This window comes from Aliivibrio sp. EL58, assembly GCF_900312675.1.
Lineage (GTDB): Bacteria > Pseudomonadota > Gammaproteobacteria > Enterobacterales > Vibrionaceae > Aliivibrio.
The window spans coordinates 421,864-440,740 of the sequence record NZ_OMPC01000001.1; the positions used below are offsets into that span (position 1 = coordinate 421,864).

The window sequence follows — 18,877 nt, forward strand, 5'->3', positions numbered from 1 at the left end:
TACTATTATACACCTTTTTTAGACATAAATTTAGACGCAAATCCAGTAACAAACATGGTGCCTATCACCACGAGAACCGTACCTATAATGGCATTTATCCCAACAGTTTCCCATAAAAATAAGTAGCCCCATAAAATCCCAAAAACAGGAATAATAAAGGTAACAGTTAAGGCTGAAGAAGCGCCAAGCTCTTTAATCAGTCTAAAATACAACAAGTACGCTAAACCCGTACACACAGCACCAAGGGCAAATACAGCGAAAACAATATCTACACTCACCACTTCTCTTACTGGCATAAAAGGAACAAGCGGTAACACCAAGATAACAGAAGCCCACATACTGCCGTGTGCGTTATTAAACGGCTCAACGCTTGGTGCATTTTTGGCATAATTAGTTGCAACACCATAGCTAAATGCGCCCATTAAGGCTGCAATCATCGGGATAATGGCTTCATCACCAACATTAATCGCCTCCCATCCAACCAGAACGCTAACCCCGATCATACCTAGAACCAAACCAAATACGACCTCTTTGGTTAACCAAGTTCGAGTCCATACCGCCCCAATAATCGCACCCCAAATTGGAGCGGTAGAATTAAGAATAGCTAAAGTAGATACATTTAAAATTTGTGCAGAATAAGCAAATAATAAGAAAGGTAGTGCTGAATTAAACAACCCCAAAATAAGGAAGTGTTTAATATTTGACATAAAGTGTAGGGATTTTTTCAGAAAGAAAGAAACAACAAATAGAGTCAATGCGGCGAAAGCAACCCGTGTCTCAATTAATACCGCAGGCCCTAACGGGTTTGCTGCAATTCTAACAAATAAAAATGAACCGCCCCACAACGCAGCTAAGGTAAATAAACTTAATATATTAATCATCCATGATCCCAAACTGTGGGTAATTTTTTAGTGTGGTTGATAATGACAAATTACTCAACCACATAAACTAAAAAATGCTTTCTAACGCTCGCCTTGCACTTCAAAGTCATCAGAAATTAAACGCGCTTTACCATCGTCTTGAATTGTCCAATGTTCACGGTGTACAACACCAAATGCTTTGTTCATCGTCCAATTCGCCGTTAATAGATAGCCATCTTCACCGATTGGCTCCCATTTAACCTCTGTATAATCAACATCAGCAAAACCTTGATCCATAATGTTTTGCCAAAATACTTGGATCTCTTCACGGCCTGTAAATGTACCAAATGGGCGTGCTTCCATCACCGTACCTTCAGCGTATTGTGCTGCACAACCTGCTGCATTTTGAGAATTAAAAGCCTGTTGCCATGCTGAAATACCGGCTTTGCATGCTGCTAAAATTTGTTCTTGAGTCATGATTGTTTCTCCTAATATTTGTATGAAGTGAACTATACGTGCATTATTGAGATTGAAAAACAAACCAATAAGAAATCACTGTTTAATAAAATAGAACAATAGGATTTAAAAGAGCATGAATAAGCTTAAACAAATGACCCTTTTTATGACGATTGTTGAAACAGGATCAATCACTAAAGCGGCTGAAAAATTAGAACTGTCTAAGTCAGTTATTAGCCAACACTTAAAACAACTAGAGCATGAACTTGCTATTCCATTACTCAAACGTACGACAAGAAAACAATCACTCACCGCCTCTGGAGAGCATTTCTATCTACAATGTTGTGAGATGCACAAATTAGCAGAAAAGGCATGGAGTGATATCTTACATCAGCAAGAATCGCCTCAAGGGAAATTGTCTGTCACCGCTCCGCACGCCTTAATGAACAGCATTGTTATACCGGCTCTTAGCTCCGTATTTAACACGCACAAAGAAGTGGAACTAAACTTAATTGCGCATGATGGACAGCTTGATTTAATGCAAGAAGAAATCGACCTAGCTATCCGTGTTGGTGAATCAAAATTAAGTAACCTAAAGCAAAAGCGCATTGGAACCATACAAGACGTATTGTGTATCGCCAAAGACTATCCAGAATTTACTATTGATAGCATTGAAGCTTTGCCTTATGCTGCAAACCACTGGCAATCAAAGCAAATTTCGCATCAGCTAGTAAATACAACAACAAAAAACGCCCGCGTTATACACTTTATCGCAGCGCATCAAGTCAACACGGTTCAAAATAGTTTAGCGTTAATAAAAAATGGGTTCGGAATTGGGCTTCTTCCTGAGTTTATCTATTTGCAACATCAAGATGAGTTAAAAGAAGTATTACCTACTTATGAAATGAAAGCGTCTAATGTCTATGCGCTTCATCCCTTTCATGGCCAAGTTCCGATTAGTGTAAGAATGGCAATTGATGCCATTGAAAGGGCATTAGCCTAGTTATCGACCTATACACTTCATTTTATTCATTGAATCATGCGTTGTCTCAATATTTAGCAAAGCACCAACCAAAGAAAAAGGTATTATGTACGGATACATTTATTACCTACTAACCCCCTATATTCAAAGGAAAAAATCATGAAAATTCGTTTTTATCTTTTTGCAGCACTCGCTATGACGTCACTTTTTGGCTGCGCAGAAGGCGAACAATCTCTAAAAGTAACAGCAAGCGCATACACATCAAGTGTTGGTGAAACCGATGACACGCCAAATCTTGCGGCTTGGGGTGATACATTAAAACCAGGAATGAAATCAATTGCGGTATCAAGAGATCTTATCGATATGGGCCTTACTCATAATCAAGAAGTAACAATCGAAGGACTTGATGGCACATACCTAGTGTTAGATAAGATGAATAAGCGCTGGAAAAAGAAGATTGATATTTACATGGGTGAAGATGTTGAGAAAGCAAGACAATGGGGTAAAAAAGAAGTCGTTATCCATTGGACTGTAGAAGAAGAAAAGAAGTAGACACTTAATAACTATCACTTCAACACTTTCAATTAAAGTGGCCTCGTAATGAGGCCACTTTTTTATATCTAAATATAGCGATCCTAACTGCCGATCACACCACCATTATCTTTAGTCACCATCACAATAGTTGAGCGTGGTTTGCTATCTCCCCCTTGAGGGAAGTGTCCAGATGGATGCTGCACACCAACAAACATGGTTTTTTGATCTTCAGAAAAAGTAAGTCCGGTAATTTCACAGCCAATTGGCCCAGTTAAGAAACGACGCACTTCGCCTGTTTCAGGATCACCACACAACATTTGATTATTACCCTGTCCTGCAAAGTCCCCTTTGTTTGAGTAATTACCATCAGTTTGAATCCATAGACGTCCTGCTTTATCAAAACCAATACCATCAGGACTATTAAACATATTGTCTTTATTGATGTTGTCACTGCCAGCGTACAAATTGCCTTTATGAACCGTTGGGTTCCCTGCTATTAGGTACAAATCCCATTGGAATGTATCACTCACATGATTTGCATTAGTTGGTGCCCAACGCACAATTTGACCATAATGGTTTTCAGCTCGTGGATTAACGCCATCGACATCTTGACCTTCTTTTACCCCACGATATTTATTATTCGTTAATGTACAGAAAACGTGTTTTTTATCTGGATGAATGGCAACCCATTCAGGCCTGTCCATTGTGGTTGCGCCCACTTGTGTTGCTGCTCGACGAGCAAAAATCATCACTTCAGCTTGGCTATTAAATCCGTTTTCTTTGGTTAAACCATTCTTACCATAAGTGAGTTCTAGCCATTGGCCATCGCCTTCTAACTTATCGTCTTTCATTGTAAATTTAGCAACGTACAAGGAGCCTTCTTCAAGAAGGTTACGATTGGCTGCGTTATTACCTTCTTGGTATTTATCTTTTGATACGAATTTATACAAATGCTCGCCACGTTCATCATCACCAAGATACACCACGACATGACCATCATCATTCACCACTAATGCGGCATTTTCATGTTTAAATCGACCTAGCGCTGTTCGTTTTAATGGGGTTGAGGTTGGATCATTCGGATCAATTTCAACCACCCAGCCAAAACGATTTGGTTCATTCGGATTTTTAACCACATCAAAGCGATCATCAAAATTATGCCATTGATAATCACTTTGCTCTGCTTTAATACCATAACGTTTATCATCGGCAGTTAAGGTTGCGTTTTGCTCTGAACCAAAGAAATCATTAAAATTTTCTTCACAAGTTAAATAAGTGCCCCACGGCGTTTCACCATTTGCACAGTTATTGAAAGTACCTAATACTTTTTTACCTGTTGGGTCAGCTTTGGTTTTTAATAAATTGTGGCCAGCTGCAGGGCCTGTTACTAACATCTCTGTATTTGCGGTAATACGGCGATTTGCTTTACCTGTTGGATCCATCATCCATTGACCGTTCTTTCTTACGATTTCAACAATGGTAATTCCTACCGCAGCTTGTGCTTTGGCAACATCATCTGCCGTCATCGCTTTGCCTTGATGTGCAAACAAGTATTCATAATTGGTGTATTCATTATTGACTGCAAGAATGGCGCGATCTTTTGATAAAGGGAATACACTCATACCATCGGTATTATCACCAAATTGCAGTGCTTGTGCTTTTGAGCCTTGCTTACCGTTAGGGTTAAATTGAGGTGCGTTAGCAAAGATTGGGTCCCCCCACGACATCAACGTACTAGAGCTATAACCTTTAGGAAGAAGGATAGAATCACTGGTAGAAGTGGTAATGGCCTCAAAATTTAATAATGAACTATCCATGCTACCTGCAATGGCTTTCGCTACTGGATTTAACGCTAAAAAAGCGCCTGCACCTGCCGCCGCGGTTCCCATTAAAAAACCTCGACGAGATAAACGTGCATTAACCATGTTGCTAAAATCTGATTCTTTCTCTACAAACTTATTCATCATACTTCCCTTTTAAACTGTTATTTTTATAAGTGTATTTTTACAATCAAAGGTAGACTAAAGGTGCTTTATGACAGAAATATTGAAAGGACATGACGATTTTATTGCGTATTTTTATTACTACTCTATATAAAAACGATTATGAGCTAGCAACACTAGACGGTAATACTTTATTTGGTAGTAATAAGAAAGGTTATATTGATTATCCTGTTTATTGTAAAAAACAGTAATGTAAATTAGCTTTGACAAGCATTATAGCTATTTCTAGTCTAACGCTTGACCCGCCTATAAGTGTAGGGTTGATAATATTTAGGTCTGGCTCATAATGGGCACTTGCCTTCCAAGCCCTATCCATCTAGTATTTCTAATATATTTGCCTTTAACTCCAGAAATTTAGTTTAGGAATTAAACGTAAAATATACTGTTTTTTGATATAATATCTATTCATTACATAGCTCTTCAGTAAAACCAAATCTTCGATAGTTTGACTCTAAAGTTGGGGATACAACATAAGCTGAAAGTAACTTCATTGAAGGCTCATTAGTCACAACATCCCGAGCAATACTCCTGACATTTTCGACACTTGCTCTTTTAATACCTCCAATCAATTTTAGTTTATTATTAACAAGATTTTCTGGGTTAGACATCACGAGTGAAATATCAAGTTCATCACCATACTTATATGTTTTAGTTATCACTAAAGTCTTACCTTTAAATTTGGTGGTATGAAAATTATATTTTGGAAAGGTCGTATTAGAATCAATAAATTCAATTGTTCTTCTTAGGAAATCATAATTATTTCTAAGGTCAACAAGTAACTCATTTTTTTGTGATATATCAGAAATTATAAAAGAACCATCATTTATACTATCTAATATCTCTTTAGACTTACTAATATAACCATTAACTATGATTTTTAACCTTTTTCTTGGTTCACTTTTTGCAATAGGCTGTTCTAATGTTATTTTCTCATTAGTAAATATCGTTTCAGAAACTTTACTAGTTCCATTTTCTCCTATCAATAATGGAGGCACAGAAGTAAGATCTTGATTTTTTAGATCATTTACATCTATAATTAAGCTTTTCCCAGCTACACTTAATGTAGATAAGCTAATTAAACACAAATATAAGAAACTTATTAATACTTTATTCATAGTGTTCTGCCTATGTTAATAATTAATTATTTTACTTAAAACCATTCGCATGGGGATTCTTTAAATCCCATTCTTCTATAATTTGACTCCAAAGTCGGGGATATAACAAAAGCCGATATTTTTTTGATTAATGGTTGATTTTGTCTGACATCTCTTGCAATACTCCTGATATTTTCTACACTTGCTCGCTTTACAGCTCCCTCGTTCATTAAGTTTGTATTCAAGATATTAGTAGGGTCTGACATTACTGTATCGATTTGAAGCACACTAGAATTTTTTATTTGTGTACGTGCAATTATCAACGTCTTATCATCGTGAGATGTTGTAAACAAATATACATTATCACTTAACATTGTGTCATTTTTTAAATCGCCCAATGAAGAATCTAAGAAAAATTCATTCCTTTCTAAGTCGTCCAATATTTTCTTTTCTAATTTTGAATCTGGTATTAAAATTTCCTTTCTACGTATTTTTTCTATTGTCTCCTTTGTTTTATTCAGGAAGTTATCAACGGTTTCTTTTAATATTTTTCTTGACGGATTTTCAGATTGAGGTTTGTTTAATCTAACTTTACTATTAACAAATAATGTATCTGAAATTTTAGTTACTCGCTCTTTTGTTACCAATAATGGCTTGATTGGGGTAAGCTCTTGATCAGACAAAGAGCTTATATCTAAATCCAATTGAGAAGGGATAACAGCAAAGGCTGTTTTATGGAAAATAAAAAAACAAAAAATAATAACACTAAAAATATATTTTATATTCATACATTTGACCATTGTAATAATTTCTAATTTTTATATTAAATAATTAAACTCAAACTATAATTAATTTCTTATATTATCAAAGTTGATTTTTACTTATTTTCATCAATAAGTGTTTTTATTATTTTATCTAAGTACTCTAATAACGTTTTATGTTCTATATCTAAATATGGCGTAGTTGAAAATGTTAACCAACTAAAGTTCGCATTTGAATATTTCTTCAGTTCTCCTGATGTATAATTCATATTATAATGATTGTTTTTAATGGCTACTAATCTTTCTCGTAATTCACTTAAACGAGTTGCTGCAATCATTCTATCATTAGTCGCGCTTAACTCTAATGTGGTACGATTTATATTATTTACAATTACTCTGAAATAACTGTTTTGAATTGAACTTGTAACTTGAGCAATATCAAGTAATCTATTGCTTGTATCTATATTGTTTTTTCCAAAAGGAAGTTTCAAGTCAATTTCTTCTTTTATAGCTATGTTTATTTTTTTCTTAAGGCTTCCATTTTTTATATTTTCATCCACTCTTTTTAATAGGGTATTTAATTTATTATGGTTAATCGGTTTTAAGGTTATATCTGATTCTGAAATAGTCATCTTAGAGTATTTATCAGCAACCGTTTTATGAGCTTGAAGTAATTTATCGTATAATTTATCTGAACTGCCGTTTTTATTCTTCCATTCGTTTAAAATATTTGTAAATGCTTCTTTGTCTGTAATATCAATTTTTCTATTAACAAATGATTTTGTAAGAGCAAATACTAACGGTGCTACGTTAACCTCATTTGAAATTTTTTCAACTAAAGGAATATCTATAACAGAACCAATAATAGGTATAAGGACATTTATTACATTAGCAAGTGCTGCAATTGTTTCAGCATCGTTGTAATCTAATATGGCGAGTACCTGGTAACCAAACTCTTGCCATGCAACATTTTGTTTCACGGTATCATTATATGGTTTTATCATTGAATGCTGAATACCGTTAATAAAACGAACATCTGTTAATATGGTTTTAAAGTCATTCATGATTTGTGTATTATCATCATAAATCTTATCAGCAACGGAGTTTACCGCAGACTTAAATACTTTCATCCAAACCAAAGAATCATGGAAGACATTATTGAAACCTATAGATTTATAGACGGCATAAATGCCAGGTTTGTCTGCCCAATTAACATTATTTAATTTGATATGTATCCCGCCATGTACGTTTACGAATTTATTCGTTGTAAAGTATTTACTTCTTATCTGATTATTAACATACTGAAGAGATGAAATAACATCATTTATTGTCATGTTATCTATTGATGAGATGTTAAAATTAATAAGGCTAGATAACTTTTTTTTATCAGATATATATTGAATTTTATTTCTAAAATTATCCATAAATAGTCTCTTTACGAGTGTATTAAAACTGTTCTTATGAAGTTGTAAGGTTATAGCACCGAAACGCTCATAATCATAGTTGTATATTTCTGCATAGTCTCCAACTATAATTTTTCTTAGTTTTTCTAGTTGTTTATTAGTTTTTTTTATGGACTTTTGGTAGATCTTCATTAACTTATGATCTGCCTCGATCATCTTGCTAACTTCTGAAGCTAATTTTATATCTTGATTAATAGCTAGCGCTTCAATAACTATTAATCCTGTTATCGGATTGACTGCCTCTGCAATTGATTCTGAAAAAAGTGTGCCAATGACTTCTCCTACTATCTCTGGAGCTAAATAAGTACTTGCCGTTACTATACCTTCCGTTGTTTTATCTGAGTTACCTGTTTCAACCCCTTCGAGCAAATCAAAACCACCAACAGAAAGACTTATTGCAGCGGCAAATTTATTTGCGAATTCAGCTAAACCAAACTCAAACGTTGGTAGCTCTTGATTAATACTTTGCTCTATTTCTTTTGGTGTAATATTAGGATCGCTAATGTCTATCTTGTATAAATCAGCTATATTTTCTTCGAAATTTCTAATATCACCTTCAAGTTCCGGAACTTTACACACTCTACTAAAATTAAATTTAGTGTGTGCATAAACCGCTTCACTAAATGAACAAGATAAAATTAATCCTGTTAACATACTCTTCTTAATCAACATACTTTAATACCCTGTGATACTGTGTTTTTATGCGAAAAAATCATTGGTAAGTATGTTAGAATAATATTTAAGAAAGTGTTAATTTTTTAGATGATTATTTATTAGCTGCGATTGAATTTATTATTAATAATATTACTAACCACACAAAATATGACAATTTTATTACCACTTTATATGAAAATAATATTAATAATTAAAGATAAACCTGCAATAAACTACAGGAGCATAAGCGTAATTATTCATATAAAATCCGAACGAAAGGTTAGAAATATAAAAGAAGGATTTTATGAAAAAAATATCAACGTTGTTACTTTTAACTCTTATATCGCCATCTACTTTTGCCGATAATATATACCCGTTCAAGTCATTAAGTAATCTGAGAGAAATTCCAAAAGTTGGCGATATTTATAAGTTAGACCCAGTAGATCAGGCTTCTATAGAACTTGTTTGTTGGGATAAGGGAGAAAATGACCATCGTTCTTTTTCTGCATGTGAAATTGTAGTTAACTATTCAGAAAAAGCGCTCTATGACCCTTGTTTCCAAGTAACAGATAGATTATCTACTCCGCCCATTTATGTCGAATTAAATAATAATAGATTTTCTGGTTTACACGTATCGGGAATGAAAATTAAATTTAAAGAAATAAAATATGGAAATTTATTTTTTGAGCTAATCAAGTAACTTTGGAGATTATATTTTAATAAAAAAGCCTCGATTGCAGAGGCTTTAAATCAACTAAAAAGGCATTACATCAACCATTTCCACCAAACAAAAATGGCTAAAAATCCAAATAAATAGACCAAATTAACAATTGATAATGCTCTCAGTTTCTCCTCATTTTTAACATCATCAAAAAGTGCAACTATTCACCTATTTTTCAGCATAAAGCTAACTAGTTTATGGGAAAAACCGCTGCCAGATCTTTACTCATTTCAACTCGAATAGATCATGGCTGAGGTAATTACGCAGAAAAGATTGAGAATAGCGCCAACATCAATTCAATGCTTATGCGCCAAAACCTAACCTAATATCAACATTCATCTCAAACAATGCTAAATCACCCCATCTATAACTGAATTTTTATATATTGTGTGTAAAATAAACACTTACTAGGGAAGCTAATAAGAAAAGATCTATGGATAACCTCATAACTCAATTACTGTTCTCAGCCTCAATTACTGGCCCTATTTGTCTAATGTTGTTTTTGGGGGTGGTTCTTAAACGTATTAACTTAATTAACGATAACTTTATTGAAATCGCCTCTAAGCTCGTATTCCAAGTCACTTTGCCTGCGATGCTCTTCTTAAGTATTGTTAGTGCGGATCATGATTTCTCATCCAGCAGTCGTTTAATTATTTACGGGTTAATCACTAACTTTCTCTTTTTCTTATTCACAACTTTTTCAACTAAACTTGTTTTTAAAAACAAACAAGATCATGGCGTGATTATCCAAGGTGGCTTTCGAGCTAATACTGCGATTATTGCCCTCGCTTATGTTGCTAATGCTTATGGTGATCCCGGGGTTGCCTTGGCCGCTATTTATGTTGCTGCTACAACCGTGCTTTACAATATTCAAGCCGTGATCGCACTGACTCCAAAAGATGAACATAACGAAAAACAAGCATTTAGTGTAATAGTAAAAACATTAACTAAGAACCCATTAATTCTCTCGATTTTATTGGGCGTTGTATGTTCTTTTCTCTCTATTCCAATTCCTAAGATGGTTACTCAAGCAGGACAATATTTCGCTAACATGACCTTACCATTAGCACTATTATGCGCCGGTGGTTCACTCAATCTAACTTCAATGAAAGAAGACAGCCTAGCAACGTGGTTTGCAAGTAGTTACAAACTAATATTAAGTCCATTATTAATCACGACAGGAGGGATATTATTCGGCTTTAAGGGGGTAGATTTAGGACTTTTATTCTTTATGAGTGCAGCTCCAACTGCTGCCGCTAGTTATGTCATGGCAAGAGCAATGGGTGGAAATTCAACACTGGCTGCCAACATTATAGCCCAAACGACAGTGGCATCATTAGTCACTTGTACGCTTGGGATCTTTATTTTATCTTCATTTGGTTTGATTTAGTGATTACAACATATATCGAACACCAAAGGTAAATGCGATATCGGTTGAGTTATCCATATTCACTGCATTCTCTATAGCTGAAAACTCAAATGCCGCAGAACCTAAAAGATAACGATAACCCAGTACGTATTCATGTGATGGTTCAGAGAAGTCCCCTCCATCATCAATCTCACCTTCATAAAAATGATAAGACGTAATGATATGATGAGATGGCGTGATCGCATAGCCATAACCAATAGCAAACGCAAGTGTACTGTTCTTATATGGCATTGAGTTTCCTGCGGCATCACTGTCTCTGAAAGTCATCCCTGCCGTAGAAAATAAAGCGTGTTTTTCATAATTAAAGCTGTAGTTAATTTGTAAACCCTGCTCAAAACTATCACGCTTAAATGGTCCACTATTAACCTGATTAAGATATAAGCTAGCCCCTAGGCTCACCGCATTATACTTATTTTCAAATACCTGATATTCCAAATAGCTATGCAAAGCACTCGCTAACGTTTCATTCTCAAAATCATGGATCTCAATACCATATTTAGGAACTGAAATGCTAAAACGATCTTCAGCTACCTCATCTCGTCCATTATGACCAATACCAAACAGGTCATGAAAGCCGTAAATAAAAGAATCTAACCCATTATCTGCCGCATAACTATATTGGTATTTTAACTCAGCTTTAAACTTTTCTGTCACCTGCCATTGAGCACCTACTATGGCTTGATTTTGATAATAATCCATATTAAAGCTTTCAGAATGCGCCCATACACTCGCTATTGTCCCTGTTGCAAATAACTCAACACTATCGTCTTTCATAGCAAAAGCAGAACGAAGTTCAGTAGTTAATGTATTAGAATGTATAGGTGCTTGGGCGTAGGTTTTTAGTGGTGTAACTACAGTATTGGCAGCAGCTAGAGAGGACCAGCCACCAAAAATTATTAGAGGGGTAAATAGATAAGTTATCAATGTTTTAGTTGGCATAATTTTCCATATAATTGACGGCTACTAATATTTTGGTAACAAAAATGGAGAGTAAGATTAACAAAAACCATTATCACTTATGTTATATTTTATCCTAACGGTTCTAAAAAAATGTGGGAGCGAGGTCTATAAGAATCCTTTTAAATACACATAATAAAACGAGAAAAACAGTAATTATTCACAATAAATATAACTAACCCCCAATTGCATTCACGTGCTAACTCCTTACTCTTTGCCTGATTGTTGATGTAGCCAATCTTTAAATACCTTAACTTTTTCATGTTCAAGTCCATTTGATTTCCAGACAATGTAATACGCCAATTCTATATGATATTTCAAGTCAAAAAAGGGCTTAACCAGTCGACCACAATCTAAATCATCTTGCACTAATACACTTCGACCTAATGCTATGCCTTGCCCGCTGATCGCCGCTTGAATAACAGACGCTGAATTATTAATTTTCAGTCCCTTTTCTGTATTTATATTATGGATATTATTTTTCTTTGCCCAACTAGACCAAGAAGGAAACCCACTCTCTTTAGGTAAAGACAAATCATGCAATAAGGGAAAATCTGTAAGGTTATCTAAACTAAACAGCCCCTTCTTTACTAAATCAGGTGAGCAAACAGGAAAGACAGACTCTGTCATTAATAATGATTTTTCTAACCCTTCCCAATCTCCTTTTCCATATCGGACGCCAATATCGATGCTCTCAGCAAGGTAATCAAGCGTTCGAATATTGGTATCTAACCGGAGATCCCATTCAGGGTATGACGTTTGAAAGTCATCAATACGCATTAATAGCCATTTAGCAGCAAAGGCAGGACTAACGGCAACCGTTAAAATAGGGTTGACCTCTATCGGTTTTAACTGGCTTAGCCCTTGTGATAAAGCGTTAAATCCACGTGTAATATCAGGTAAACCTTGCAGAGCTTCCTTGGTTAATACTAAACGAGAAGCACCAGAAGAGCGTCGCTCAAACAGAGAGAGACCAAGCCACTCTTCCAGTAATTTCACTTGCTGCCCTATCGCTGCAGGAGTGACATTTAACTCCTTTGCCGCTAAAGAAAAACTCAGATGCCTTGCCGCCGCTTCAAAGGCTCTTAGACCATTCAAATGGTTAATTTTCATAATATTCTATTTACCCTACAACAAGACACTAAAGAAAATCTTTATCGATAGTATAGAAGTTCTGATTTGTTACGCCTAGATAAACATTACACAATAGACTTAATTACTCGCCATTCACGCAGGTTTACCATGAAATTACATACTGACTTATCCCAAAAAGCGAACGTATTTTTTACTCAGTCCACTTGGGTTCCCTCTCCAATTAAAGAAGTATCACGAAAAATGTTAGAGCGTGATGGCGGTGAAATTGCAACCGCAACAACCTTAGTAAATTACGAGCCAAACAGCTATTTCTCATCGCACGTTCATACTGGTGGTGAAGAGTTTTTAGTACTTGAGGGGATATTTGCTGACGAACATGGCAGTTATCCTGTTGGCACTTATATGCGCAACCCTATCGGCACATCTCACGCGCCAATAGTAAAAGATGGCTGCATGATTTTAGTAAAGCTAGGTCAATATCAAGAAGGGGATACCGCACCGGTACATATCAAAACTCAAGAACAAGAGTTTGTTAAAGACGATAATCGTACAGGGGTATTATTTCAGCCTCTACACAACTTTAAGCAAGAGAGCGTTCGCCTTGAAAAATGGAAAGAAGACCAAAATATTGCGCTAGAAAACCACGGTGGAATAGAAATTCTTGTCGTAGAGGGCGAATTTACTCACCAAGGCAGTAACTATCAAAAATTTGATTGGTTACGTCTACCTATCGGGCACTCACTGCAGGCTACGACGGCTCAAACAGAGTGTCTCGTATGGATAAAAACAGGTCACCACTTACATCAGTAACAAGCGTAGGGAACGAAGAATGAAAACTAAACATCTTATTGTTGGCGCGGGCCTTAGTGGGTTATACACGGCATATCGACTTGAAAAAATGGGTAAAGACTACTTATTACTTGATGCCAGAGAACGTGTTGGTGGCCGTATTTTATCCTCATCTATTACTGGTCTTGAGTTACCAACCTCACCTCTCAATACGGTAGATATGGGCCCTTCTTGGTTTTGGCCGCAAATGCATCCTCGCATCACTCAATTGATTGATGATTTAATGCTACCTATTTTTCCACAGTACTCACAAGGTGCTTATTTATTAGAAAACCAATCAAACAGCGCGCCTATTCGTTATGAGTCAGGGTTTGAGCAATCACCAACATCAATGAGAATTGCAGGGGGAATGCAATGCTTGGTAGATACCTTACTAGCGGCGCTCCCAAGTCATAAAGTACAACTTAGCCGTAAAGTAACCCATGTTGAATACCATGAGAAAAACCAATCCACTGTAACGATAAATCACAATAATAAACAGGAAAGCATTGAAGCTGAACAGGTCATTTTTGCCCTGCCTTTACGTTTATTAGCTGAAAGTATTTCTTTTACTCCAGCGTTACCTTATGAGTTAACACAGCGTTTTTCTGCAACCACCACTTGGATGGCTGCACACGCAAAGTTCTTTGCTATCTATGAATCTCCTTTCTGGCGCGAAGAAGGATTATCAGGCTCAGCAAGCAGTCGTGTTGGACCCTTAGTTGAAATTCATGACGCAAGTACCTTTGAAGGTGTAGGGGCTTTATTTGGATTTGTTGGTATTGATGCGGCTACTCGTGCAAAAGCAGGTGAGGCATTAATCAAACAAGCAGCCATTGAGCAACTAACGAGGATCTTTGGTTCAAAAGCTAGTACTCCCATTGATATTAAACTCTTAGATTGGAGCCAAGAAACATTAACGGCAACAGAAGCTGATCATCAAGCTCCTAGCACTCACCCTCACTATGGATTACCGGCATCAGCAAAAGCGTTGAATAAATTTCATTGGTATTTTGCAGGAACAGAAGCCGCACAAGAGAATGGTGGTTATTTAGAAGGCGCATTAGAAGCAGCCGATGTGGTACTTTCAAGTCTCAGTAACAGCTAAAAAATAAAAGGCCAAGTTATTTGATAACTTGGCCTTCTCTTAATTTATCACTTTATAAGCTCATGACTAGCAGCTGTGTTCCATTAAGAACTGTACATCGTCTTCAGCAGTGTAATAAACAGGATCTTTACCGTGAGAGAACAACTTCAATGGCTTTTCATTGGCTGTGTGGTAACTCAGTTTACCATCATGGATATGTAACCATGTGCCCTCTGGGATCCCTACCACTGGCTCATGTTTATTCACTTCTAGAAATTCTTGAATACGCTCATCACGAGTTTCACCAAAATGCCCTTCAACAGACGCTTCTAGATAATGAGGATTAATTTGGAATGGCACTAGATTCAATGAAGGAAGAATAGCCCCTGTAATAATAGGCATATCATTGGTCGTACGAATCGTTGGACAACCGATGTTAGTTCCAGCGCTCCAACCAATGTATGGAACACCATCAGTTAATACCGCTTTACGAATTGGGCCAACTAAGCCTAAATCATGCAGCGTTTTATTTAACACCCAGGTATTACCGCCACTCACTAAAATACCATCCGCTTCTTGAATGGTTTTTACTGGGTCTTCTGAACGGTGTAGACCGGTAACTTTACAATCTAACCCAAGATGATCAAATGTTTGTTGAACCAAGGCAACACGATCATCATGACTAGAGCGAATAACGGCATAAGGAATAAGCACAAGATTCTTAGCTTTTGTTCGTTGAATTTGCTCAACAATCGCTTCACTTGCAAATTCCATCACAAAATTATTACCCGCGATCTTACCGTTACTTAATAATAAAATATCCATCTTCTAACTGCCTTATGTCTATTTAACATCGCTACTTACCCTATTCTCAATCTAAGAAAAATAAGCAATGCGATTACGAAAGAGATAAAAAACATACCAGAAATAACCTCTGAAAAACTTGTGTTAGATCGGATCTGTAGTCTATAAATTATCTCTGAACAAAAAGAAATCGCAGCGTGATCACAAACAAGACAATAAATAACTACTAACCAAAACTTGTGACCAAGAGAAATATAGGCATAATGCCCTACTGAAGTTTATACATAGCTCAAAATACGTCACAAGTTGCGACGTCTATCTATGCTCATATGAGGTGCAATGAAAATACCAAACAGATTACTACCATTAGTTGAAGATGGTTTAATAGATGAAGTTCTAACCCAATTAATGAGTGGTAAAGAAGCCTCGGTCTACATTGTACGTAGTGGCGATAATATTCAATGTGCCAAAGTCTACAAAGAGATTGAACAACGTAGCTTTAAACAAGCGGTAGCGTACCGTGAAGGACGAAAAGTAAAAAACAGTCGTCGAGCTCGGGCAATGGAAAAAGGCTCTAAATTCGGACGAGACGAGCAAGAGAAGGTATGGCAAAACGCAGAAATTGATGCGCTATACAAGCTATCTGAAGCTGACGTTCGTGTACCGACGCCTTATGGCTGTTTTGATGGTGTTCTCTTAATGGAATTAGTGACAAACGATGAAGGCTCTGTAGCCCCTCGTTTAAACGACATTACATTAACCAAAGAACAAGCGCTACGTGACCATGATTTAATGATCCAATACGTCACTCGTATGTTATGTGCGGGGATTGTGCATGGAGATTTATCTGAATTTAACGTCTTAGTCGATCATCTTGGCCCTGTGATCATCGATTTACCTCAAGCGGTAGATGCTTCTGCAAACAACAATGCAAAGTGGATGCTTGAGCGTGATGTAAATAACATGACGACGTACTATGGACAATACGCACCTGAATTACTTGGCACTGAATACGCTAAAGAAATGTGGGCGCTGTATGAAATAGGCGAACTGACTCCAAACACCAAGCTTACTGGTGTATTTATTGATGATGGAGCAGATGCCGATGTTGACGGTTTGATGGCTGAAATCAACGCCGTAATGGAAGAAGCTCGATTACGTAAAGAGCGCCAGCTTGAAGATCAAGAATTGGATTAATCCATACTTTATCAAACACGATAGAAGTAGATAACGGACTATCTACTTTCTCATGCCACCTCTTCCTCTGACTTCTCTTCTTTTTTAAACTTATGATTCTCAATAAAGTAATCCACTTGATTTGCTGTTTCTGTCGCATAAAGCAAACTCGTGTGGGAATATTTTAAACACAAATGATCTGTCAGCTCTGGAAGTAGAGTTTCTTGAACTGTCACTGTCCCATCTGAAGGTTGATGATCTCGTATCATTGGCGGGCGTAAACCAATAGGTAATGTCCCTGCAATAGAGCCAATAGGACAATTGGCTGTCAATTTAGCCACATCTACCAAGCCCTGCTGCTTTGAGCTTCCTAATATAAAACCCAACTTTTTACTTTGAAGTTCTTTCGCAATAGAAGCCCCTTGAAGCGGAGAACCAATGGTTACAATAGAGTCTAAAGGGGTATTAATGTCTTGATGATAGTTAGCAAAATGCACAGCTAAAATGCCACCTAAACTGTGTCCAAGTACTACGTTTTTTTTAGACACCGATAGGCAACTATGAATGCGTTTAAACAGTACCATTTCATTAATACGCAGTGAATTATAGCTAATGACTTGTACGGTATGCCCCTTCTTTTTCAATCGTTCCGCAAGAGGCTTCATTACCACGCCATGCATATATAAACCATGCAATACAACTATGTTCGCCATTATCTACTCCCAAAATTAACTCTTAATAAGACTATATCAGGAGGAAATAGTTCTCATAGCCTATAAATATGATTTATTACAATTAACAATAAATCATATACATAACTGTGATCATCAATGTATAGAGTTAACCCACAGCCCAGAACTACGTATTCTTCCCTTCCGCTTCACTATTCAACCATACTGTTAGTAATTGATAGGTTAAGCTCAGAACTACCGCCCCTACAAATAAACCAACGATACCAGACATCGCCATCCCTCCTAATGCCCCAAGTAAAATAACGATCATTGGAATATGAGAGCCACGACTCAATAATATTGGTTTTAATACCGCATCACTGCTGCTCACCAATACACACCAAACAGCAAATAACACGCCTGATGTTGTTGTATCAACACTGAAAACATAAAAGATAACAGGTAAAAGGACTAAAATCGGTGGCAATTGAATAATAGCAAAAACAAGTACTAAAAATACCCACAAACCAAGTGCTGGCGCAGGAATACCAATAACCGCCATACCAAGTCCGGCCATGGTAGTTTGTATCACGGCAACACCAATAACCCCTTGAACGACACTTCTCACCGTCGTTTTCGATAGTTTAGTTAGCGCTTCACCATGCTCTCCGGTTAAGCGATTTGAAATAAGAATGAAGGCACGCTCGCATTTAGCGGCATTTGCCATGAAAACACCCGCAATGATGGTTGAGATAATAAACTGAATAAAACCACCACCAAGAGAGCCGACTAAAGAAGCAGCCTTACTCGCAACGACTTTCACTTCTGCGCTGTATTTAAATAACAGGCTTTCAAGATTTGAAGACGCAAGAGACATAAATGAATACGCCTCATGCCCAATAATTGGCCACTCTTGCATGCTCTCTTTTGGTTTAGGTATCGCAATAGTCCCATCCTGATACCCTAAAAATAACTCCGTTCCACTGGTATAAATTCCTGTAGATAACGCGACTAAAGGAATAAGCAGTAATGCGACACCAATAATGGTTAAGAGTATGCTCAACTTACTTTCACTGATTGGCATTTTTTTACCAAGATAATCAACAATTGGGTAGAGAGCAGTCGCAATAATACCACCCCACACCATCAATAATAAGAAAGGCTTAAGAATAGAAAAGCACCATAAGACCAAAACAGAAAGTGCGCTGATCTTAATAAACGCATCAATAGCTTGGTTGGAGAAATTGTGTCCGAGTTTCATAAACATTCCTTGTTGCAAATAAAGGGCTTCACTTACTATGT

18 protein-coding genes are annotated in these 18,877 nt (G+C 36.6%); 7 read left to right on the plus strand and 11 right to left on the minus strand.

Annotated elements, in window-relative coordinates:
* Window positions 1-5 precede the first annotated feature (5 nt).
* Complete coding sequence (locus ED622_RS01740; protein ID WP_122032245.1) at window positions 6-881, minus strand: DMT family transporter; 876 nt, start codon at window positions 879-881, stop codon at window positions 6-8.
* An 81-nt stretch (window positions 882-962) separates the two neighbouring features.
* The gene (locus tag ED622_RS01745) at window positions 963-1,337 is read right to left on the minus strand and encodes a nuclear transport factor 2 family protein (RefSeq protein WP_065592004.1); all 375 of its coding nucleotides are present in this window, start codon (window positions 1,335-1,337) and stop codon (window positions 963-965) included.
* A 115-nt stretch (window positions 1,338-1,452) separates the two neighbouring features.
* Between ED622_RS01745 and ED622_RS01750 the strand changes: the two genes are divergently transcribed.
* The gene (locus ED622_RS01750; protein ID WP_122032246.1) at window positions 1,453-2,319 is read left to right on the plus strand and encodes a LysR family transcriptional regulator; all 867 of its coding nucleotides are present in this window, start codon (window positions 1,453-1,455) and stop codon (window positions 2,317-2,319) included.
* Window positions 2,320-2,457: 138 nt separating this feature from the next.
* Entirely contained in the window at window positions 2,458-2,850 is a 393-nt protein-coding gene (locus tag ED622_RS01755; protein WP_122032247.1) for a 3D domain-containing protein, read from the plus strand.
* 83 nt (window positions 2,851-2,933) lie between these two features.
* Here the strand turns inward: ED622_RS01755 and ED622_RS01760 are convergent, their stop codons facing one another.
* The 4 genes from ED622_RS01760 to ED622_RS01775 all read right to left on the minus strand — a co-directional run bounded on the left by ED622_RS01760 (window position 2,934) and on the right by ED622_RS01775 (window position 8,807).
* On the minus strand, window positions 2,934-4,796 hold the full coding sequence (locus ED622_RS01760; protein ID WP_122032248.1) for a PhoX family phosphatase: 1,863 nt from the start codon (window positions 4,794-4,796) through the stop codon (window positions 2,934-2,936).
* Between the two features lie 440 nt (window positions 4,797-5,236).
* Window positions 5,237-5,950 carry a hypothetical protein gene (locus ED622_RS01765; protein ID WP_122032249.1) on the minus strand — a complete coding sequence of 238 codons (714 nt, stop codon included), beginning with the start codon at window positions 5,948-5,950 and terminating at the stop codon, window positions 5,237-5,239.
* A 35-nt stretch (window positions 5,951-5,985) separates the two neighbouring features.
* Window positions 5,986-6,717 (minus strand): hypothetical protein, encoded by a 732-nt coding sequence (locus ED622_RS01770; RefSeq protein ID WP_122032250.1) that lies wholly within the window; start codon window positions 6,715-6,717, stop codon window positions 5,986-5,988.
* 89 nt (window positions 6,718-6,806) lie between these two features.
* Window positions 6,807-8,807, minus strand: a complete 2,001-nt coding sequence (locus ED622_RS01775; protein WP_162922419.1) for a hypothetical protein — start codon at window positions 8,805-8,807, stop codon at window positions 6,807-6,809.
* Window positions 8,808-9,111: 304 nt separating this feature from the next.
* On the opposite strand from ED622_RS01775, the gene ED622_RS01780 reads away from it, so the two are divergent.
* Window positions 9,112-9,507, plus strand: a complete 396-nt coding sequence (locus ED622_RS01780) for a hypothetical protein (protein WP_122032252.1) — start codon at window positions 9,112-9,114, stop codon at window positions 9,505-9,507.
* 454 nt (window positions 9,508-9,961) lie between these two features.
* On the plus strand, window positions 9,962-10,918 hold the full coding sequence (locus tag ED622_RS01785; protein WP_122032253.1) for an AEC family transporter: 957 nt from the start codon (window positions 9,962-9,964) through the stop codon (window positions 10,916-10,918).
* Window positions 10,919-10,921: 3 nt separating this feature from the next.
* Here ED622_RS01785 and ED622_RS01790 read toward each other — a convergent pair whose 3' ends face one another.
* Together ED622_RS01790 and ED622_RS01795 are read right to left on the minus strand one after the other, a co-directional pair.
* Window positions 10,922-11,896, minus strand: a complete 975-nt coding sequence (locus ED622_RS01790; protein ID WP_122032254.1) for a DUF3187 family protein — start codon at window positions 11,894-11,896, stop codon at window positions 10,922-10,924.
* Between the two features lie 225 nt (window positions 11,897-12,121).
* A complete protein-coding gene (locus ED622_RS01795) occupies window positions 12,122-13,027 on the minus strand; it encodes a LysR substrate-binding domain-containing protein (RefSeq protein ID WP_122032255.1) in 906 nt (301 codons plus the stop codon).
* Between the two features lie 129 nt (window positions 13,028-13,156).
* On the opposite strand from ED622_RS01795, the gene ED622_RS01800 reads away from it, so the two are divergent.
* Together ED622_RS01800 and ED622_RS01805 are read left to right on the plus strand one after the other, a co-directional pair.
* A complete protein-coding gene (locus ED622_RS01800; protein ID WP_122032256.1) occupies window positions 13,157-13,819 on the plus strand; it encodes a cupin domain-containing protein in 663 nt (220 codons plus the stop codon).
* Between the two features lie 19 nt (window positions 13,820-13,838).
* On the plus strand, window positions 13,839-14,945 hold the full coding sequence (locus ED622_RS01805; protein ID WP_122032257.1) for an FAD-dependent oxidoreductase: 1,107 nt from the start codon (window positions 13,839-13,841) through the stop codon (window positions 14,943-14,945).
* Window positions 14,946-15,011: 66 nt separating this feature from the next.
* Here ED622_RS01805 and pepE read toward each other — a convergent pair whose 3' ends face one another.
* Window positions 15,012-15,749 (minus strand): dipeptidase PepE, encoded by a 738-nt coding sequence (gene pepE, locus ED622_RS01810; RefSeq protein ID WP_122032258.1) that lies wholly within the window; start codon window positions 15,747-15,749, stop codon window positions 15,012-15,014.
* Between the two features lie 318 nt (window positions 15,750-16,067).
* Between pepE and ED622_RS01815 the strand changes: the two genes are divergently transcribed.
* On the plus strand, window positions 16,068-16,925 hold the full coding sequence (locus tag ED622_RS01815) for a PA4780 family RIO1-like protein kinase (protein ID WP_122032259.1): 858 nt from the start codon (window positions 16,068-16,070) through the stop codon (window positions 16,923-16,925).
* Between the two features lie 50 nt (window positions 16,926-16,975).
* On the opposite strand, the gene ED622_RS01820 is transcribed toward ED622_RS01815, so the two are convergent.
* Together ED622_RS01820 and ED622_RS01825 are read right to left on the minus strand one after the other, a co-directional pair.
* Window positions 16,976-17,617 carry an acetyltransferase gene (locus ED622_RS01820; protein ID WP_122032260.1) on the minus strand — a complete coding sequence of 214 codons (642 nt, stop codon included), beginning with the start codon at window positions 17,615-17,617 and terminating at the stop codon, window positions 16,976-16,978.
* A 145-nt stretch (window positions 17,618-17,762) separates the two neighbouring features.
* A complete protein-coding gene (locus ED622_RS01825) occupies window positions 17,763-18,836 on the minus strand; it encodes an AI-2E family transporter (RefSeq protein ID WP_122032261.1) in 1,074 nt (357 codons plus the stop codon).
* Between the last annotated feature and the right edge of the window lie 41 nt (window positions 18,837-18,877).

Coding starts and splice junctions, on each gene's coding strand:
- pepE (WP_122032258.1), bottom strand. CDS start 15,749: ATGGATATTTTATTATTAAGTAACGGTAAGATCGCGGGTAATAATTTT.
- ED622_RS01775 (WP_162922419.1), bottom strand. CDS start 8,807: ATGTTAACAGGATTAATTTTATCTTGTTCATTTAGTGAAGCGGTTTAT.
- ED622_RS01815 (WP_122032259.1), top strand. CDS start 16,068: ATGAAAATACCAAACAGATTACTACCATTAGTTGAAGATGGTTTAATA.
- ED622_RS01785 (WP_122032253.1), top strand. CDS start 9,962: ATGGATAACCTCATAACTCAATTACTGTTCTCAGCCTCAATTACTGGC.
- ED622_RS01825 (WP_122032261.1), bottom strand. CDS start 18,836: ATGAAACTCGGACACAATTTCTCCAACCAAGCTATTGATGCGTTTATT.
- ED622_RS01760 (WP_122032248.1), bottom strand. CDS start 4,796: ATGAATAAGTTTGTAGAGAAAGAATCAGATTTTAGCAACATGGTTAAT.
- ED622_RS01820 (WP_122032260.1), bottom strand. CDS start 17,617: ATGGCGAACATAGTTGTATTGCATGGTTTATATATGCATGGCGTGGTA.
- ED622_RS01750 (WP_122032246.1), top strand. CDS start 1,453: ATGAATAAGCTTAAACAAATGACCCTTTTTATGACGATTGTTGAAACA.
- ED622_RS01780 (WP_122032252.1), top strand. CDS start 9,112: ATGAAAAAAATATCAACGTTGTTACTTTTAACTCTTATATCGCCATCT.
- ED622_RS01745 (WP_065592004.1), bottom strand. CDS start 1,337: ATGACTCAAGAACAAATTTTAGCAGCATGCAAAGCCGGTATTTCAGCA.
- ED622_RS01800 (WP_122032256.1), top strand. CDS start 13,157: ATGAAATTACATACTGACTTATCCCAAAAAGCGAACGTATTTTTTACT.
- ED622_RS01770 (WP_122032250.1), bottom strand. CDS start 6,717: ATGAATATAAAATATATTTTTAGTGTTATTATTTTTTGTTTTTTTATT.
- ED622_RS01740 (WP_122032245.1), bottom strand. CDS start 881: ATGATTAATATATTAAGTTTATTTACCTTAGCTGCGTTGTGGGGCGGT.
- ED622_RS01790 (WP_122032254.1), bottom strand. CDS start 11,896: ATGCCAACTAAAACATTGATAACTTATCTATTTACCCCTCTAATAATT.
- ED622_RS01755 (WP_122032247.1), top strand. CDS start 2,458: ATGAAAATTCGTTTTTATCTTTTTGCAGCACTCGCTATGACGTCACTT.
- ED622_RS01805 (WP_122032257.1), top strand. CDS start 13,839: ATGAAAACTAAACATCTTATTGTTGGCGCGGGCCTTAGTGGGTTATAC.
- ED622_RS01765 (WP_122032249.1), bottom strand. CDS start 5,950: ATGAATAAAGTATTAATAAGTTTCTTATATTTGTGTTTAATTAGCTTA.
- ED622_RS01795 (WP_122032255.1), bottom strand. CDS start 13,027: ATGAAAATTAACCATTTGAATGGTCTAAGAGCCTTTGAAGCGGCGGCA.